This window comes from Erwinia sp. E_sp_B01_1 (assembly GCF_036865545.1).
GTDB lineage: Bacteria > Pseudomonadota > Gammaproteobacteria > Enterobacterales > Enterobacteriaceae > Erwinia.
The window spans coordinates 3,133,478-3,151,362 of sequence record NZ_CP142208.1; the positions used below are offsets into that span (position 1 = coordinate 3,133,478).

At 45.4% G+C, this 17,885-nt stretch carries 15 protein-coding genes; all 15 read right to left on the minus strand.

The genetic code is table 11. From position 1 onward, the window contains the following. Window positions 1–14: 14 nt before the first annotated feature. Window positions 15–1,124, minus strand: coding sequence for a glycosyltransferase (locus VRC33_RS14860; RefSeq protein ID WP_338557097.1), 1,110 nt, complete (start codon window positions 1,122–1,124; stop codon window positions 15–17). A gap of 26 nt (window positions 1,125–1,150) precedes the next feature. Next, a complete protein-coding gene (locus VRC33_RS14865) occupies window positions 1,151–2,194 on the minus strand; it encodes a glycosyltransferase family 2 protein (RefSeq protein WP_338557098.1) in 1,044 nt (347 codons plus the stop codon). A gap of 10 nt (window positions 2,195–2,204) precedes the next feature. Continuing rightward, window positions 2,205–3,215 carry an EpsG family protein gene (locus VRC33_RS14870; protein ID WP_338557099.1) on the minus strand — a complete coding sequence of 337 codons (1,011 nt, stop codon included), beginning with the start codon at window positions 3,213–3,215 and terminating at the stop codon, window positions 2,205–2,207. An 87-nt stretch (window positions 3,216–3,302) separates the two neighbouring features. Beyond that, window positions 3,303–4,550: a flippase gene (locus VRC33_RS14875; protein WP_338557100.1), complete on the minus strand. Its 1,248-nt coding sequence runs from the start codon at window positions 4,548–4,550 to the stop codon at window positions 3,303–3,305. A 13-nt stretch (window positions 4,551–4,563) separates the two neighbouring features. Then, a complete protein-coding gene (gene rfbC, locus VRC33_RS14880; protein WP_338557101.1) occupies window positions 4,564–5,100 on the minus strand; it encodes a dTDP-4-dehydrorhamnose 3,5-epimerase in 537 nt (178 codons plus the stop codon). Window position 5,101: 1 nt separating this feature from the next. After that, entirely contained in the window at window positions 5,102–5,983 is an 882-nt protein-coding gene (gene rfbA / locus VRC33_RS14885; protein WP_338557102.1) for a glucose-1-phosphate thymidylyltransferase RfbA, read from the minus strand. A 44-nt stretch (window positions 5,984–6,027) separates the two neighbouring features. Then, complete coding sequence (rfbD, locus tag VRC33_RS14890; protein WP_338557103.1) at window positions 6,028–6,927, minus strand: dTDP-4-dehydrorhamnose reductase; 900 nt, start codon at window positions 6,925–6,927, stop codon at window positions 6,028–6,030. Further along, on the minus strand, window positions 6,924–8,012 hold the full coding sequence (rfbB, locus tag VRC33_RS14895) for a dTDP-glucose 4,6-dehydratase (protein ID WP_338557104.1): 1,089 nt from the start codon (window positions 8,010–8,012) through the stop codon (window positions 6,924–6,926). The genes rfbD and rfbB overlap by 4 nt, the downstream gene beginning before the upstream one ends. Before the next feature lie 316 nt (window positions 8,013–8,328). Then, the gene (gene galE / locus VRC33_RS14900; protein ID WP_338557105.1) at window positions 8,329–9,342 is read right to left on the minus strand and encodes a UDP-glucose 4-epimerase GalE; all 1,014 of its coding nucleotides are present in this window, start codon (window positions 9,340–9,342) and stop codon (window positions 8,329–8,331) included. Between the two features lie 48 nt (window positions 9,343–9,390). Continuing rightward, entirely contained in the window at window positions 9,391–10,287 is an 897-nt protein-coding gene (gene galF / locus VRC33_RS14905; RefSeq protein ID WP_338557106.1) for a UTP--glucose-1-phosphate uridylyltransferase GalF, read from the minus strand. 199 nt (window positions 10,288–10,486) lie between these two features. Continuing rightward, on the minus strand, window positions 10,487–11,827 hold the full coding sequence (locus tag VRC33_RS14910; RefSeq protein ID WP_338557107.1) for a lipopolysaccharide biosynthesis protein: 1,341 nt from the start codon (window positions 11,825–11,827) through the stop codon (window positions 10,487–10,489). Beyond that, the gene (locus VRC33_RS14915) at window positions 11,824–13,047 is read right to left on the minus strand and encodes a glycosyltransferase (protein WP_338557108.1); all 1,224 of its coding nucleotides are present in this window, start codon (window positions 13,045–13,047) and stop codon (window positions 11,824–11,826) included. Before VRC33_RS14915 ends, VRC33_RS14910 begins: the two co-directional genes overlap by 4 nt. A 4-nt stretch (window positions 13,048–13,051) precedes the next feature. Beyond that, window positions 13,052–14,302: a colanic acid biosynthesis pyruvyl transferase WcaK gene (gene wcaK / locus VRC33_RS14920; RefSeq protein WP_338557109.1), complete on the minus strand. Its 1,251-nt coding sequence runs from the start codon at window positions 14,300–14,302 to the stop codon at window positions 13,052–13,054. A 185-nt stretch (window positions 14,303–14,487) separates the two neighbouring features. Next, window positions 14,488–16,704 carry a phage tailspike protein gene (locus VRC33_RS14925; protein ID WP_338557110.1) on the minus strand — a complete coding sequence of 739 codons (2,217 nt, stop codon included), beginning with the start codon at window positions 16,702–16,704 and terminating at the stop codon, window positions 14,488–14,490. A gap of 114 nt (window positions 16,705–16,818) precedes the next feature. After that, the gene (locus tag VRC33_RS14930; protein WP_338557111.1) at window positions 16,819–17,853 is read right to left on the minus strand and encodes a glycosyltransferase family 4 protein; all 1,035 of its coding nucleotides are present in this window, start codon (window positions 17,851–17,853) and stop codon (window positions 16,819–16,821) included. Window positions 17,854–17,885: the final 32 nt, after the last annotated feature.

Here is a 17,885-nt window from a genome sequence, read left to right on the forward strand (position 1 = left end):
TCACTTTTAAACCTCTACTTACTTAAAAATAATAAAATATCTAAGGCAACTTTCTTTTTATTAAAGAACTCTTTAACTCTTTCTTTCTTAACATTTAAAGGCAATAATGATTTAGATTCAGGCAATATTTTAGCTATGAGGGATGATAATTCATTAATTGCAGTAGTGCGACTTTTTGAGGGATCAGAAAAACCTAATTGTATTTGTTCTTTAAAGTACTTCCCGATAATTTCACGAGGTCCAAAGTCGCATTTTGAGAAGATTATATCACACCCTAAATACAGCCCCTCCAGCACAACTAAACCAAACCCTTCGGCATAAGAAGGTACAACCAGGTAGCGAGCTCTTTGCATGAATTCATATGGATTGGTAGATGAACCGATGAATTCAATATGTTCAGATAGACCTGAAGATGATACATGCATTTCAAGTGACTTCCTTTCAGTTCCATCACCTACAATAACTGCATTAACATCATGTTCAATAATGAATTGTTTCATTTCACAAAGTGCGTCAATTAGTATATCGCATCCTTTTACTTTACTTAATCGCCCGACAAACAGAATATCTATATCTTTATATATGTCCTCATTACAACCTTCCGTTCCTCTAATTCTACTATCTATCTCAGAGTGATCGATAAAGTTGCTGATAACGCGTGAATTTTTGATGCCATACATATTATATAAATCGTCTTTTATACCTTCAGTTACACAAAAAACTTTAGCTTTTATAATACTAATGAACTTATAAGTTAGATATATAACAATTCTATTTAAAAAATTCCTTTTCTTAAATGCAGCCTTAGGTGCTGTGTGTACTGAAGCAGTAAAAAGAGTATTAGTAAAATAGCAAACTAGTGAGCAAATTAGATTGGCTCTTTCTAAATAACTTATGCAGGCATTTATATCATAAAGCTTAAAAACTTGAGATAAATTGCTAAATTTATTTTTTTTGTTCAAAAAAACAATTTTTAAGTTTAATGGTAAATCAATTTTACTATCATTTGAAAGGGATATAACGATAACATTTTCACCCATCTGTTGAAGGGAAAGTGCTGTATCCAGAGCTAGCCTTTCAGCTCCCCCTATCGTTAGCGTAGGAATTACAATCGCAATATTCATCAGATAACCAATATGTTATTAAAATATTATTTGAATCCGTTCATCATAGTGTCTTCAAACTTTTCTTTAGTAACTCTTTTCAATATAAAAGCATCATTCAATAGTGAAAAAGTGAAACTGATATTTTCACTTAAAGGCATCTTACTGATTTTCTTATTATTAATCAGAACCTTCAAAGTCGAAGGAATTAACCATATATACCACTTAATACCCAAATGTTTTCTTATATTTATATATCGGTTCAGGTAATGGATATAAGATTTATTAATTAACCTTCTTTGATCACCAGCAAGACTTGCACCGACCTTGTGATAAATAATAGATGCAGGCTCACATATCATTTTCAATTTTCTTTCTTTCATTCTGAGAGATAAATCAATATCTTCTTCACCAAAAAAGAAATCTTCAGTGAACATACCTATTTCTATGAAGCTGTTAACTTTAAATAATAGGCAGCAACCCGTAGCAAAAGTAATGTCGAATGTACCTGATGAAAAGTTTACATGTTCGCCATTAACATTAGAGAAGAAATATTTACGTTTACCATACTTATTAATGTCCCCTCCACAGTTCCAAATAATTTCTTTATTAGAATAAAATCTAATTTGAGGAATCACTGCGGTCGCAACGTCTAATTTTTTTATAAGTAATTCTAAAAAATCGGGTTCTACAACAGTATCATTATTCAGAAAAAGCACGCTTTCGTAACCGCAATAACTTGAGAACTCTGCTCCTAAGTTACAACCTTTTGCGAAGCCATGATTAATAGTAGAATGGAATACGTAGTAATTACTTTTATTGGCGTAAAAAGTACTTATTAAGTCAATATTATAATTTTTAATAATATTATCTGGATAAGTAATATTTAATTTATTTTCAAAAGCCTGTTTATTTAATCCATCTATAAGTGTTTTATATTGCTCTGCACTAGAGCTGTTATCAATAATCAAAACATCAAAGTTACCTTCTGACTGCATTAAGCTTTCGCAACAGGAAAGTGTATCAGATGATCCATTCCAATTTAAAATAACAATTAAGCATTTTTCCCTAAACATTTCTTTTGCATTCATAGCATAAATCTCACACGAGGCTAAAATCTAATAATTTTAAGCAAACCACACAAAAATAAGCTACTACCCATATCGTTAACATACTTAACATTATTTTTTTTTGGTGTATTTTCAAGCATAGAGCCGGAAGCGAAAAAATCATAGATACTCCCAGCAATTCGAATGCCCTTGATGCCAATACTGGAACTGAAGAGCATAAATAAAATAGCGTCAACATCAAACTCATTATCTTATAAAAAATGATATGGTTATGTTCTTTGTGCTCCATTTTAAGCATCACTATTGTATAAAGCATAAATATGCTTAATACGAACAACGTTGACTTGCTGAAAATATTTATATTATCAAAACGGCCATATAGTTCAAGATTAATTATATAGTTTACTGCTTTGGGCCCTAAAGGCGCAGGGAAAAAGCTAAAGAGTTTTATTAAAATCGGATGCATATCTCCGATTAAAATCACTGAAGCTAAAGTTATAAACGGGAGAAGGAAATAAAAGTAAATGGATATTTTTTTGTTTTTTAGAAAAATCAAAGGTAATAGGAGGAAAGCGCTGTAATGAAAAAATATTGCTAAGCTAATCTTAATTACATACCTTTTATTACTTCCTGTTATAAGATCAGGTATTGCTAATAAGAAAAATGCTGCGGCAACGCCAACTCTTATTTGAGTCATATCATGAAGAATAAAATACATTCCAATGTAAATCATTAATGACATTAATGGCAGGTCGGCATATCGATAAATACAATATGACTTTAATGTAATTGCCGAAATTGCGTACATCAGAAATAAAGCGGTAACATCTTTATTAAAAAGAACTTCAGTTAACTCTGAAAATAAAATAAATGCTGGCTCTTTTATTTCATACTCATTATTGAAAAATGCATTTAATGCACTTTCATATGCATATGAATCATTGTCAATACCAACAGGCCTGAATCCAGCAATCAAAATCATAGCAATACACGTAATAATAAAAATAATTAGTGTGTATACATTTTTTTTGGTCTTATTCATTTAGAAACTCATGGTATGATTTAAAATCACTCATAGTAAAACACCTCCTCTAAAAAACATTGAAAATAATCAAAAATCAATTATTCTTTATCTGTTATTTATTTTTTTGCTTATAAATATAAGTATAAAACAATCAACTGTTACTCGCAGAGTCCATGCAATAGCAGCACCCATAACGCCCCAGTGATTAATAAATGAATATAATACCATCAGGTACGGAAATAATTCACACAAATGTATAATGGCTGTTACTTTTGACAAACCAGCAGCTTGTATGCTTGAAAATGGAATCTGCGCAACTGCATTAAACAAGAAACCAATTAATAATATCTTTAGAATGTTACCAGCCAATCCTGAATAAGCTTGTCCCATCCATAAAGTCATTATTTCATTCGAGTAAACAATACCGAGTAAAGTAACAGGTAGTACAGCTATTACCATAAGTATAAGAGCAATTTTCTCTTGTTTCTGCTTCTCTTCTTTTGCATACATACCACATAATCGAGGAAAGACTGCCCTCGATAAAGCGCCGGGGAAAATAGTTAATCTTTGAACACCTTCCGCGGGAGCTGTATAGTATGCAACGTGAGATGCTCCCATCATATGAGCAATAATAAACCTGTCAAAATATGCCATCAGGGGGCTAATTATATTACTTACAGTAATCCATCCACCGTATTTCATTAATCTTAATGCCGTTGTCCGATTAACTATAAATCCTGATGAAATTACATAGTTCTTACAAACATAAAATGTAGTTGCTACAGACAGAAAGCGGGCAAAAACAAGTCCTAAAACAGCATATGATAACGAAGAGTTGAAAAAAACAAACAGAGCTGGCATACCGGCAATGAATGAACTATTAAAAGACTTGACGAGATTTACTTTTTTGAACTCTTCTTTACCCTCCAATATAGCAAGCCATACTTGATTCAAAAGGAAAAAAGGTAACGATAAAGAAATCAATGAAATAGCTTTGTGAGTTTCGTTGTAATAACGCTCATCCACATTGAGTAAGGATACTATATTATCTCCAAGTAAGTATATAGTCATACCCCCCAAAAATCCTAAACACAACAAGATCAGCGAAGAGTTTGCAATAATTTTGTTTCTTTCTTCTATATTATTCTTATGTATTGAAATCTCTCTGATTACCGCTCTGGTAAGGCCTGCGTCAAATATGCTTGCATAACCAATTACAGCCACAGCCAGAGTAAACAGACCAAACCGTTCCGGTCCCAAACTCCTTGCAAGTAAGCCTAATGAAGGAATTGCAATCATTGAAGGTATTATATAACCACTTAGGTTCCAAATAGTGTTTTTTATTAAACTCACGAGAAGATCAACCTTAAATTTCTGATAACTTATTCCCCAGTTTATCTTTCTCGGAAACGATAATTTCCCCGAGATTAGGCCAGCTGATATCTAAATCTCCATCATCCCATTGCAAACATCTTTCACTTACTGGATTATAAAATTCATTTGTTTTATATAAAAACTCTGCTGTATCACTTAATGTGATAAATCCATGGGCAAACCCTTCGGGGATCCACATTTGTTTCTTATTTTCTGATGAAAGCTCGATTCCAACCCATTTTGCAAAAGTATCAGATCCTTTACGTATATCCACAGCAACGTCAAAAACGGCACCCTGAGTACATCTAACCAATTTGCCTTGTGCGTGAGGTGCGACCTGATAATGCAGCCCCCTTAAAACCCCTTTAGAGGATTTAGAATGATTATCCTGCACAAAATCAATGTTACGGCCTATTGCTTCTTCAAATATTTTCTTATTAAAACTTTCAAAGAAAAAACCTCGCTTGTCGCCATATACAGTAGGTTCGAAAATCATAACGTCAGGAATTGAGGTTTTAGTTATTTTCATATTAAAACTGTCCTTTGATCATTTTTAACAAGTATTGCCCATAAGCATTTTTAGAGAGTGGTGCTGCAAGCTTTTTAACCTGCTCAGCATCGATGAAACCTTTTCGATAGGCAATTTCTTCAGGACAAGAGACTTTAAGGCCCTGACGTTCTTCAATAGTCTGGATAAAGTTACTTGCCTCAATCAGGCTGTGGTGGGTTCCGGTATCAAGCCAGGCATAACCACGACCCATCATCGCTACAGAGAGCGTACCCTTTTCCATATAGAGACGATTGATATCGGTGATTTCTAATTCGCCGCGATGCGAAGGTTTTAGGTTCTTCGCCATCTCAATCACGCTGTTGTCATAAAAATATAACCCGGTAACGGCATAATTACTTTTAGGCTCCAGCGGTTTCTCTTCTAAAGATACAGCAATGCCTTCTTTGTCGAATTCCACAACGCCATAACGCTCAGGGTCATTGACATGGTAAGCAAATACTGTCGCGCCGGAAGTCTGGCTGACGGCTGCTTCCAGTTGTTTAGGCAGATCATGACCATAGAAAATATTGTCGCCCAGCACCAAAGCACAACTGTCTTCACCCAAGAACTCTTCGCCAATAATAAATGCCTGAGCTAAACCGTCCGGACTCTCCTGCACTTTATATTGCAGGTTCAGTCCCCACTGGCTGCCATCACCGAGCAATTGCTCAAAGCGAGGCGTATCCTGCGGCGTGCTGATAATCAGAATATCGCGGATCCCCGCCAGCATCAGCGTGCTGATCGGGTAATAGATCATTGGCTTGTCATAGATAGGGAGCAGTTGTTTGCTGACAGCCATGGTCACCGGGTAAAGACGTGTACCGGAGCCACCGGCCAGAATAATTCCTTTGCGCTTCATCATTTCTCTCTATTTTAATCTGATTATTCAGGCATAAGTTGCGGGGTTCAGATTGCTTTAAAGGCAATTAACTCATCCAGCATCCGCTTAACACCCTGCTGCCATACCGGTAGCGTCAGCGCAAAGGTGTGCTGGAATTTTTGCGTATTCAGCCTTGAATTCAGCGGGCGCTTAGCAGGTGTTGGATAGCTACTGGTCGGGATCGGATGAGTTGCATTGAGCGCCAGTGGCACACCGGCTTTCTGAGCTTCTGCAAACACCAGGCAGGCGTAGTCATACCATGAAGTCGTACCCGATGCAGCCAGATGGTATACCCCAGCGACATCATTGTTATTGCAGGCTGTGACTATGGCGTGAGCGGTACAGTCAGCCAATAATTCGGCACTGGTTGGCGCGCCCTGCTGATCGCTAATTACCGACAATTCGCTGCGCTCTTTAGCAAGCCGCAACATCGTTTTAGCAAAGTTATTGCCTTTACTGGCATAAACCCAACTGGTGCGGAAGATTAAGTGCTTTTCACAATAACGCTGAATAGCTTCTTCTCCGGCCAGTTTGCTTTCGCCGTAGACATTCAAAGGGGCAGTAGCATCAGTTTCCAACCAGGCGTCGCTTCCGGTTCCAGGGAAAACATAGTCTGTAGAGTAATGAATTAACCAGGCACCGAGTTGCTGAGCTTCTTTGGCGACAGCTTCAACAGCGATGGCATTAATCTGCTGTGCCAAATCACTCTCTGATTCTGCTTTATCCACAGCGGTATAAGCTGAGGCATTTACGATGACATCCGGACGCAGGCTACGCACCGTTTCAATGATACCGGCAGTGTTACTGAAATCACCGCAATAGTCGGTGGAATGGGTAGCCAGAGCGGTAACATGGCCCAGAGGGGCCAGAGCACGTTGCAATTCCCAGCCTACCTGACCATTTTTACCAAATAACAGGATATTCATGGTTTGCGACCAGTATAGTTTTGTTCAATCCATGACTGGTAAGCCCCACTTTTCACGTTGCTTACCCATTGGGTATTATCCAGATACCATTGAACGGTTTTGCGAATACCGCTTTCAAAGGTTTCCTGCGGCTTCCAGCCTAATTCTTTACTGATTTTATCTGCATCAATTGCATAACGGCGATCGTGGCCCGGACGGTCAGCAACGTAGGCAATCTGTTCACGGTAGCTCTGATCTTTCGGCACGATCTCATCCAGCAGGTCACAGATAGTCTGCACAACCTCCAGATTTTGTTTCTCGTTATGCCCACCAATATTGTAAGTCTCGCCAGTCTGACCTTTGGTCAGAACGGTATAAAGTGCGCGGGCATGGTCTTCAACATAGAGCCAGTCACGGATTTGATCCCCTTTGCCATACACCGGCAGGGTTTTGCCATCCAATGCGTTCAGAATCACCAGAGGTATCAGCTTTTCCGGGAAGTGGTACGGGCCATAGTTATTGGAGCAGTTCGTTACCAGCGTCGGGAATCCATAGGTGCGTAACCAGGCACGAACCAGGTGGTCACTTGATGCTTTTGACGCTGAGTAAGGACTGCTTGGGGCGTAAGGGGTAGTTTCAGTAAACAGCGTTAATGCCGTCTGATCTTCTACTTCATCCGGATGCGGCAGATCACCGTACACTTCATCCGTAGAAATATGATGGAAGCGGAAAGCCGCCTTGCGCTCTCCCTCCAGACTATTCCAGTAACCACGTGCGGCTTCTAGCAGCACATAAGTGCCGACAATATTGGTTTCAATAAAGTCGGCTGGTCCCGTAATAGAGCGATCCACATGGCTTTCTGCAGCCAGATGCATAACGGCGTCTGGCTGATGCTGTGCAAACACAGCAGTCATGGCAGCCGGATCGCAGATATCTGCCTGTACGAAGGCGTAACGCGAATCACCACTGACGTCTGCCAGGGACTCCAGATTGCCAGCATAAGTGAGTTTATCAACGTTGATTACGCTGTCAGAGGTTTGAGAAATAATATGACGCACCACAGCAGAACCTATAAATCCTGCCCCGCCAGTTACCAGAATTTTCACGCAGTGTTTCTCTCTTTATCATTTTGAGGAAAGTTATTCCACGCTACCGCCCCTGGCTATCGCTACCAGTCGCGTTGAATAACTCATGCTACTTTTAACTGCCTGCTTCACCGCTTAAGAAAACTGAAGTAAAGCTAACTTAAGCGCACAGAAGGATATCAAAATCCGTCCTGATTCTCATACTTACCTGACATCGAAACAAGATTTTCGACGGAATATTTGTCTTGTGCTGGGGGGTTGGTCATATTTTATGCATCAGATAAATGCAAAAAACTCCCCTGAGGGAGTTTAGTAGAAAAGCGGTCAGCATGAATACTTAACGGTAGCCGTTAGGATTCTTACTCTGCCAGTTCCAGGTATCGCGCATCATCTCATCGATACCACGGGAAACACGCCAGTCCAGCTCGTTATCGGCCAGTGAAGCATCGGCCCAGAACGCGGCCAGGTCGCCGTCACGACGTGGGGAGATCTGGTAAGGGATTTCACGGCCAGCGGCTTTCTCAAACGCCTTGACCATCTCCAGTACCGAGTACCCTACTCCAGCGCCCAGGTTATAAGCTTTATAACCGCTAACAGCGTCGATATGGTCCAGCGCCTTCAGGTGGCCTTCGGCTAAATCCATCACGTGAATATAGTCGCGCTCGCCGGTGCCGTCTTTGGTTGGGTAATCGCCACCAAAGATGCCCAGCTTCTCCAGACGACCAATCGCAACCTGAGCAATATAGGGCAGCAGGTTGTTAGGAATGCCGTTAGGATCTTCACCAATCTGGCCGGACTCATGTGCGCCAACCGGATTGAAGTAACGCAGGGCGATGGTTTTGAAGTCCGGGTTTGCTTTGGCGTAGTCGCGCAGGATGAACTCAACCATCAGCTTTGATGTGCCGTAAGGGCTGGTTGTGCCGCCAATTGGCGTGGTTTCCACATAGGGAACCGGTGCATCAGCGCCGTAAACGGTAGCGGATGAACTGAAGATAAATTTGTTCACGCCCGCTGCACGCATCTCTTCAAGCAGCACCAGCGTTCCGGTGACATTATTCTGGTAATACTCCAGCGGCATACGGGTGGACTCCCCTACCGCCTTAAGACCAGCAAAATGAATGACCGCTGAGATTTCGTGCTGCGCAAACAGATCGCGCAGACAGGCACGATCCAGGATATCGCCTTCGCAAAACGTCGCCGTCTTCCCTGCCAGTTTCTCTACCCGGTTGACAGATTCACGTGAAGCATTGCTCAGGTTATCCAGTATGACAACGTCGTCGCCGCGCTCAAGAAGCGTCAGCACCGTGTGGGAACCGATATAACCAGCTCCGCCCGTTACTAAAATAGCCATGTTGACTCCTTGCAACCACGCAGAGCGTGGCCACGTTCGGGTTGCGGATTATTTCGCCAGGATTTCTTTGATTGAGTCGCGGAACTCACGTCCCTGCGCGTTGTTTCTCAGACCCCAGGAAACGAAGGCTTTCATATAACCCAGTTTACGACCGCAGTCAAAGCTTGTACCGGAGAGCTGATGCGCATCCACAGGCTGTTTTTTAGCCAGGTTAGAGATGGCGTCGGTCAGCTGATAACGGCCCCAGGCACCTGGCTCCAGGTTTTCCAGTTCAGCCCAGATATCGGCAGAGAGCACGTAACGGCCCACGGCTGCCAGATCGGATTCCAGCGTCTGTGGATTTTCTGGTTTTTCAACGAAGTCGATAATCTGGCTTACCTGGCCTGGATTATCCATGGTTTCCTGCGTTTTGATCACAGAGTACTCAGACAGATCGGCTTCAGGCATATGGTGAACCAATACTTGGCTACGCTGCGTCTCTTCAAAACGGGCAACCATAGCGGCCAGGTTGTAACGCAGTGGATCAGCGGTAGAGTCATCCAGCAGGATGTCCGGCAATACCACGACAAAAGCTTCGTCGTGCAGCATTGGACGCGCGCACAGGATGGAGTTCGCCAGGCCCAGCGGCTGAGGCTGACGCACGTTCATAATGGTAACGCCCGGAGGGCAGATGGACTGGACTTCGCTGAGCAGCGAACGCTTAACGCGGGCTTCCAGCAGCGCTTCCAGTTCGTAAGAAGTGTCAAAATGGTTTTCAACCGCATTCTTGGACGCGTGGGTGACCAGAACAATTTCCTTGATGCCTGCTGCCACGCACTCATCGATGATGTACTGAATCATCGGCTTGTCGACAATGGGCAACATCTCTTTAGGAATGGCTTTTGTAGCAGGGAGCATATGCATACCCAGACCCGCAACGGGGATAACTGCTTTAAGCTTGGTCATATTTTTTCCATATAAATGAAGTAAAAAACGTTGAACGATTATGCATTAAAGAGATGATTCACAAGTATAATCTTAATCTGAAAATTAAGCAGTGACTGGTCTTAAATAGGGCTGCATTTTAAGAAATTCCGCCTGAAGCTGAAATAAAAAAGGCAACCGCCGAAGCGGTCACCTTGTTGTATTACTGCACCATTTCTGATTAAAGCCAGCCTGCGAACCATTCCGGCATAACAAATAAATTGAAATAGTTTACCAGCGCCATGATGCCGACAAACACGATGGAGACGGAAACCCATTGACGTGCATAAGGCAGGAACGGGATACCTATCACCGGCTTGATGAAGAACGGATGCGCAAAGGCCGAAATCAGAACCTGCGAAATCGACAGCGTGAGCGCCACATACCAGACGTTTGGATAGAGCCAGGTGGTTGCCAGTACCATCAGGACAATGACACTTGCCACTACATTCCAGTAGAACTCAACGTTGGTTCTTCCGTTAGCCTGCGAGATTGCGCCGGTCAGGCCGCCCATAGGGCGCAGCATACCGAACAGCAGCATCAGCGGGATCAGATGCGCCACCGCTTCATGTGCCGAACCGTAGAGTACGCGAACAATCACCGGAGAGAGGATACCGATCGAGAGATACATCAGGCTGCTGAACAACATAATAACCAGCGTGCCCTTCAGGAACAGCTTCTGCAACTGAGCAGGCTCATGCTGCTTTTCTGCAAAGCGAGGCAGCGCCAGACGGTTGATGACCGGCGTCACCAGTTTCAGTGGTTGCAGCACCAGTTCTTTAGCCAGCGAGTAGACACCCAGCATATCCGCGCCCATCACCTTGCCCACAATCAGTGAGTCAGCCTGAGTACGTAACTGATTAATTGTCTGCGAGCCGAGCTGATAAACGCCATATTTCATTGAGCTGAAGAAAGTCGCTTTATCGAACTCCAGCGTAGGCCGCCAGGATTTCTCACCAAACCAAATCATGCACAGAATGCGCATGGCGGCATTGGCAAATAATCCAAGAATAACGGCGGAAACATTTAAAGGAGAGAAATAAAGCAGTCCGACGGTTAAAGCAAAGGCCAGGAACTTGGTGATCATTTCTATTTTCGCCAGCAATACCATTCGCTTGGCTTTAATAAAATGCGCCTGATATTGCGACAGCGAACCCAGCACCAGAAAGTTCAGGCTGGTCAGCATAATCAGCCCGGTCAGTTGCGGCAGGTGATAGAAGTGCGCAATGGGCCAGGCGATGGCGATCAGCAGTAAACCGGTCAGCAGGCTGAGCAGAACGTTTACCCAGTAGATGGTGCTTTGCTCTTTACGGGTAATGTTCTGACGATGCACGATGTAGCTGCTCATCCCCATATCCTGCAGCACCATCGCCACCGCCAGGATGGCGTTGATGATGGCCAGGATACCCAGCTCATGCGTTTCAAGTTTACGCGCCAGCACGCCCAGCTGGACTACCTGTAGCACCGCCGCAAAGCAAGTGCCTCCAAACAGCCATGCGGCCTGGTTCTTCAAACTACTCACGCAAGACGCTCCAACAGTTGTGCCAGTTCCCGATAGGCTATGTGCTGATTAAATTCCGTTTCAACTTTCGCCCTGGCAGCCGACACTACCGGTGCCACATCCACATTCCCCTGCGCCAGCTTGAGTAAAATTTCACTTAAAGCTTTGGCATCCCCTTCTGGCGCGAGCCAGCCAGAGACATTGTTCTCAATCAGTTCGGGAATGCCGCTGTGGTCACTCGAGACTACCGGCAGGCCTACGGCCATCGCTTCCATCAGCGCGACAGGTATGCCTTCCATATCGCCATCAGCCGCAGTCAGCGAAGGCAGAAGGAAAATGTCCGCTTCATCCAGATAGCGTTTAATCTCTTCCTGCGGCTTGAAGCCAACCATCTTCACGCAATCTTCCAGGTTGGCAGTGCGGATGGTGTTACGCAGCTCCTCTTCCATATCACCGTTACCGATGATGGTGTATTCGAAAAAGGCGCCCTGCGCTTTAAGGTACTTACAGGCTTCCACCGCCACGCCCAGCCCTTTTTTCTCGGTGAGTCTGGCTACCGAGACAATACGCAGCGGGGCATGAAGTTCTTCGCGGACTTTCAGACTGAATTTTTCAGGTTCAATGCCCATACGGGTGACATGGATCTTCTCCGCCGGGCAGCCCATAGATATCAGCTTGTTTTCCCACAAATGGCTGATCGGCAGCAGCAGTTCGGTCTGCCGGAACAGGTTTTTATAATCCTGTTTGTGCTCGTCCAGAATATGGTGACGGGAGATATCCGCCCCGTGGAAAACGGTCGCCTGTTTCCCTTTCAACACGTTGAGTTCACGCAGCTTATTAGCCAGCGCCCCGGCATAGCCAAAGTGCACCAGGAAAACATCAGCCTCAAAAGTCTGTTTCGCATTGGCTACAATGGCCGGCAGCAGTAATTTGCTGGATTGATCGCCATAACGCAAAACGTTGAACGATTTGAGGGTGGTTTTACTCAGGATTTTCGGCAGCACGATCTGCAGGCGCTGTTTGAGTTTTTCACCGTTGGTCTTCTTCTCTTCTGGCAGAAGATAGTGCGTTTTCTCTGCCAGATTGTAACGGTCGAACGCACCATGACGGTTAACCAGGTCGCCAGGAAACACCGAGATGATCTCAACGTCATACCCACTGTCGATAAAATAGGTGACCTGATTCAGCACGAATGTTTCAGACGAGACCGGAAATCGCATTGTGAAAAAAGTTATTTTCATCGGTTCACCCTAAAATCTTGACGACATCTTCGGTGATTTTGTTCCCCAATACCCTCTCCAGCTCAACCGCGCTATCAACCTGTTGTTTCACAGCATCATAATTATCCAGGATACCATGCACTTTAGCGATCAGGCTGCCATCCATCAGGCTCTTCACATCCGTGGCCATCTCTGGCAGGCCGAGCTGGTTCATGACGCCGAGTGATTTGTGTTCATAATTGATCGCCACGGCTGGCGTTCCGAAGTTCATGGAAATGATCGCAGAGTGCAGACGAGTACCAATGGTTAAATGGCTTTGTGCCAACAGAATACCCAGTTCAAGGTCATTAAATTCATCCATGATGACGTGATACTTATCTTTCTGAACCACATGATCGCGCAGCGTCATCGCCACCATACGGTCATCTTTATCATAGCTGTCGATGCCGGTACAGGTAGACAGGGCGACTACCTGATACCCTCTGTCGATCATCGCATTGATCACCTTACCAAACGCCATCTCATATTCCTGCTGCGTAACCCCAAGACGCTTGTCGAAAGGAGCCAGTACACGCACGGTTATGGCGATAGTTTTTGTTGAGGCGATCAGATTCTGCCAGTGCATCAGGTTGTGGCTGGGTTCATCCACCGAACGGGCACGGACCAGGAAAGCGGTATCAGCTCCCTTCGCCACTTTTTCGGTGGTGATGTTGCCCTGCTTCATCATCTCCAGGCTGACGCTTTCGCGCAGCACCAGGCTGTTGACCCGTGCAAAGACAAAGTTAGCAATTTCATTGAATCTTGGTTTCTGGAATGGCCCAACGCTGTGACCAACCATGTAGACAGGCTTCTTCGCCAGCAGCGCACACAACGCGTGCTCAAACTGTAATGGACCATAGAGGTCAACAAAGAACGAGCCGCCGACCTGGATTACCGCATCGTACTGCTTCAGCTTATCGGTAAAGTCCTGCAGGTATTTGGGGATAGCAAAAGATTTGAAAATCCCCTTGCCGCTGATATGCGCCATCATAATTTTTGGCATCAGGCGACGTTTGACCTTATCAGTCAGCTTATTTTTTCCTTTTTTGGTCTCAAGAAAAAGTTCGTCCGGCAATATTTCCTGCTGCAGCAAATAGCCTGAGCTGGTCGGATAGCGGCTGATTACATCAATTTCCAGATCCTTCCTTGCGAGGTTAAGCGAATCAATAAGCCCGCGTAAAATAGCGCCATCACCACGATTACCACACGTATGATTGCCAACTAACAAAATCTTCATAAAAGCTCCAGAAATAAATTCTTGTAATTTTACAGGCTATCACTAACCATAAGTGGTTGTTTAATAAGTCTTATTGTTCAAAAAACCGCTGAACCCTCATCAATACTGCCTGAACCACCTAACTTCCCGCCGCGTTCCTCCCTGTCAGAAGTCCAGCCGGCGGGCATTCCCGGACAAAATTGTCCTTATCCTTTGAGATCGAAATAAGGCATCGCTACCTGTTTACCGTTAATAACCATTGAGATGTAGCCTGCGGCTTTACTGGTATCCACCTGTTCCGGTTTTAAAAGCCGTGATTCCAGTAACAGATCGCCCTGCTCATTCGCGCCAATTCCCGCTTTACCGTTATGCAGGGTAAAACGCTGTACGGCCCGGTGCGCGTCATCACCCGTTGGCGCACTGGCAAAATCCATCTTGCTGTCGAAACGGGCACATTTGCCGGTCAGGAAGCGGTCTTTTGCGGTGGTTTTCATCAACACACCGGCAGAAGCCATCCAGCCCGCCAGCTTAACGAAAACGCGCGTGTCCGTGTCGTGTGGCGTGACATACATCACATCCACAATCGGACTTGCCCCTTCGGCATGCCAGCTGGCCTCAAATTTATGCGTTTTACGCTGCAGACTGATGATCGCTTTGCCGCCGGTGGTCTTACCGTCCACCACTTTATCGAGCGGGCTTTTGTCCGTGCCGTTACTGAAGGAAGACTGGCCAAAAATCTCGATTTCCCAGTTATCGCCCACTTCCGGGGTATAAATGTTGCCGAGTTCGTACCATTTTTCCTGATTACTGCTGTTATTGATGCGGTAACGCGAGGTCAGGTAGTTGTATTTCATACTGCCATCGGCCGCGATGCCGTAGGATTCCACGCGGGTGGAGCCTCTCTCCCACGCGCTCAGCCACGGCTTGCCCTGCGAGGAGTTATCAATCGAGCTACCGGATTGCAGATTGGTCTGACGGGTGTTCAGACGCGTGTTGTGGGCAATCAGCGGGTTTTTACACCCTTCCAGGCTCATTGCATCCATGATCCACTGACCATTGGAGATGTTGCCCGGATGTTCGCAGTGTTCAATCCAGCCGTTATGGATCAGGGACTGACCGCAACGCTCCAGATTCAGTACCATTCCTTCAGTACAGTACTGCGCGTTAAAGTTAGAGAGTTCGATCGCCGTGCTGTGATCCCATTTGCCTTTCGGCCGGTTAGACCAGACGGATTTGATTACATCGCCGGTACAATGCGTGGCGTACCACTGATCGATTTTACAATCCAGCGTATCCATCAGGCTCAGCGAAGTGCCACCCAGGCGGGAGAAACGCAACGACGCGCCACGGAAGAACTGGCCGCCTTCACATTTATTGAGGAAAAAGCCCTGCTTGTTCGGCTGGCTGTCAGTTCTGCCGTTAACGATCAGGTTACTGACTTCCACCCAGCGGGTATTTACCTTAAAGATAAAATCAGACTGCCCGTCTGAAACAAGCGTGGTGGCCGGGAAATAGCCAAAGTTCACCATCGCGCCAGAGAGACGGAAGAAGCGGGTTTCCGCCGCTGAAAAATCACAGGCGCTGACAAAGAAAGTGCCCGCCGGGAACTGAATGCAGATCTGCTGATTGGCTTTCTGCGACCAGTTGTACATGGCTTTGATCGCCGGAGCCGTATCGGTTTTACCGTCGTCGATAGCGCCAAAATCAAACAGCGTCAGGCGATTGAAGTCTTCCACCACACGGCGCCAGTGGAAACCCTCACCGGCAAAGATAACGCCGCCGTCATCCGTCGCCGCCTCAAGCGTGCCGACAAACTCGCCGCCGCCCTCTTCCTGACCTTCATGCCAGCTGCTCAGCTTGACCTTGGCGCCGGTAAACAGCGGACGCGTTTTCCGCAGGTCATCCGCAGAGGCGATCTCACCGATCAGCTGATACCCGGCTGGCTGGGATAAACGCTGGCTGAAATTGCTGGCACCAGGACGCGTAACGTCAGCGATGTTAAACAACGCTTTGCCACTGTCATCCACGACTGCCATTGAGTGTGCAGGATTAGCAATCAGCGCCGCATTGTCGTCAATAAATTGCTGGAAATTGCCTTTATTAAGCGCAATCGGCTGCTCAATTTTCGACAATTTACCATTAGCATTTTTCAGGAACACATCGATCAGGTTGCCTGCCTGAGTGGGATCTGTTCCGGCCTTGCCGATGTAAAGCTTACCGTTGAAATTCTTCCAGAAGCGGTCTGGCATGGTGTAGATATTTTCTGGCGTCAGGATTGGCACATCCTGTTTCGGCACATCCCCTGCCGGGACATCTTTAAGCGAAACAGCGGCCTTTTTGTCAGCCGCCTGGCTGGAAAACGAGCTCACAGAAAGGGCTGCAAGAATCGATGAGAAGGCGGTTATCAGTTCTCTTCTTTTCATTCATGAAATCCCATGGTCAATTGCCGGTTGTGGCGTAGCGTGAATTTGATTTCCAGAGGCACTTCCCGGCTGGCCGGCGCTGTCAGGGCACCGGCTACAGGTAAGGCTTAAGCGTTAAACCAGTGAGAGCCAGTTTTCTTTAATCACCCTGCCGTCAAACTTCAGCGACGTGGTTTTGGTCTTCTCACTCATGGCATAGAACAGCTCGTCGTTGTGCGCGAGCTGGTTCATTTTTTCAATAAAGGTGGCACGGTCATTCATCTTCACCAGGAAGCCATCTTCATTGTTATTGATAATTTCCTGCGGGCCGGTTGGGCAGTCGTAAGCGATGACCGGTAATGACCAGGATTTTGCTTCCAGCAAGACCAGCGGCAAGCCTTCGTAACGTGAGGTCATCAGTGCCATATCACTGTCGCGATAGTAGTCATTGATGTTGGACACTTTGCCCACAAAGGAGACGCTGTTGGTGATTTTCAACGCGCCGGCTTTGGCGATCAGCTCATCCTTCAGCTCTCCGTCGCCGGCAATCACCAGTTTCCAGTCCGGGTTAGTCGCCACAAACCCCTGCCAGACGTCCAGCAGCAGATCGAACCCTTTCTGGTGGTCCAGACGGCCCACAGCCAGCGCCTGACGGTGGCGCTCAGTTCGCTGATAGTTTTTGAATACCACAGGATTGGGAATGGTTTTGCTGGGGATCCCCCACTGCGTAAAGACGCTGTCGTCTTTATCGGTCAGCACAATGACGCGATCGTAATAGCGCAGCATGAGATATTTGAGGAATTTAATCGGCTTGCTGAAGGAGTTAATGGCAATGTGTTCGCAGGCGTAGGTCTTAGCCCTTTTCTTTTTCAGCGACAGGATGTTCCACAGGGCGAACATCACGCTGAGGCGACCCATGCTGATCAGAAATACCGCATCAAAGTTCTGCTGATTAATGCGTTTTACCGCGCTGCGAATCGGGTTCTTCTCGCCCGCGAAGCTGACAATTTGCTTCACTTTCTCAAACGGATAGAAGGGCTTACCTGAGCCTTCAAGCGAGTAGATCACCACTTCATGTTCGTCGCCCAGGCATTCGGACATGAAGTTACAAATATTTTCGGTTCCGGCGTAGGAATAGGCGTCTTTAATCACCAGCACTATTTTTTTCATCGCGGACTAACCACCTCAATCACATCAATGTT

Bases quoted from the DNA above. Each gene is read 5' to 3' on its own strand.
- VRC33_RS14860 (WP_338557097.1), bottom strand. From the start codon at position 1,124: ATGAATATTGCGATTGTAATTCCTACGCTAACGATAGGGGGAGCTGAA.
- VRC33_RS14865 (WP_338557098.1), bottom strand. From the start codon at position 2,194: ATGAATGCAAAAGAAATGTTTAGGGAAAAATGCTTAATTGTTATTTTA.
- VRC33_RS14870 (WP_338557099.1), bottom strand. From the start codon at position 3,215: ATGAATAAGACCAAAAAAAATGTATACACACTAATTATTTTTATTATT.
- rfbC (WP_338557101.1), bottom strand. From the start codon at position 5,100: ATGAAAATAACTAAAACCTCAATTCCTGACGTTATGATTTTCGAACCT.
- rfbA (WP_338557102.1), bottom strand. From the start codon at position 5,983: ATGATGAAGCGCAAAGGAATTATTCTGGCCGGTGGCTCCGGTACACGT.
- rfbD (WP_338557103.1), bottom strand. From the start codon at position 6,927: ATGAATATCCTGTTATTTGGTAAAAATGGTCAGGTAGGCTGGGAATTG.
- galE (WP_338557105.1), bottom strand. From the start codon at position 9,342: ATGGCTATTTTAGTAACGGGCGGAGCTGGTTATATCGGTTCCCACACG.
- galF (WP_338557106.1), bottom strand. From the start codon at position 10,287: ATGACCAAGCTTAAAGCAGTTATCCCCGTTGCGGGTCTGGGTATGCAT.
- VRC33_RS14915 (WP_338557108.1), bottom strand. From the start codon at position 13,047: ATGAAAATAACTTTTTTCACAATGCGATTTCCGGTCTCGTCTGAAACA.
- wcaK (WP_338557109.1), bottom strand. From the start codon at position 14,302: ATGAAGATTTTGTTAGTTGGCAATCATACGTGTGGTAATCGTGGTGAT.
- VRC33_RS14925 (WP_338557110.1), bottom strand. From the start codon at position 16,704: ATGAAAAGAAGAGAACTGATAACCGCCTTCTCATCGATTCTTGCAGCC.
- VRC33_RS14930 (WP_338557111.1), bottom strand. From the start codon at position 17,853: ATGAAAAAAATAGTGCTGGTGATTAAAGACGCCTATTCCTACGCCGGA.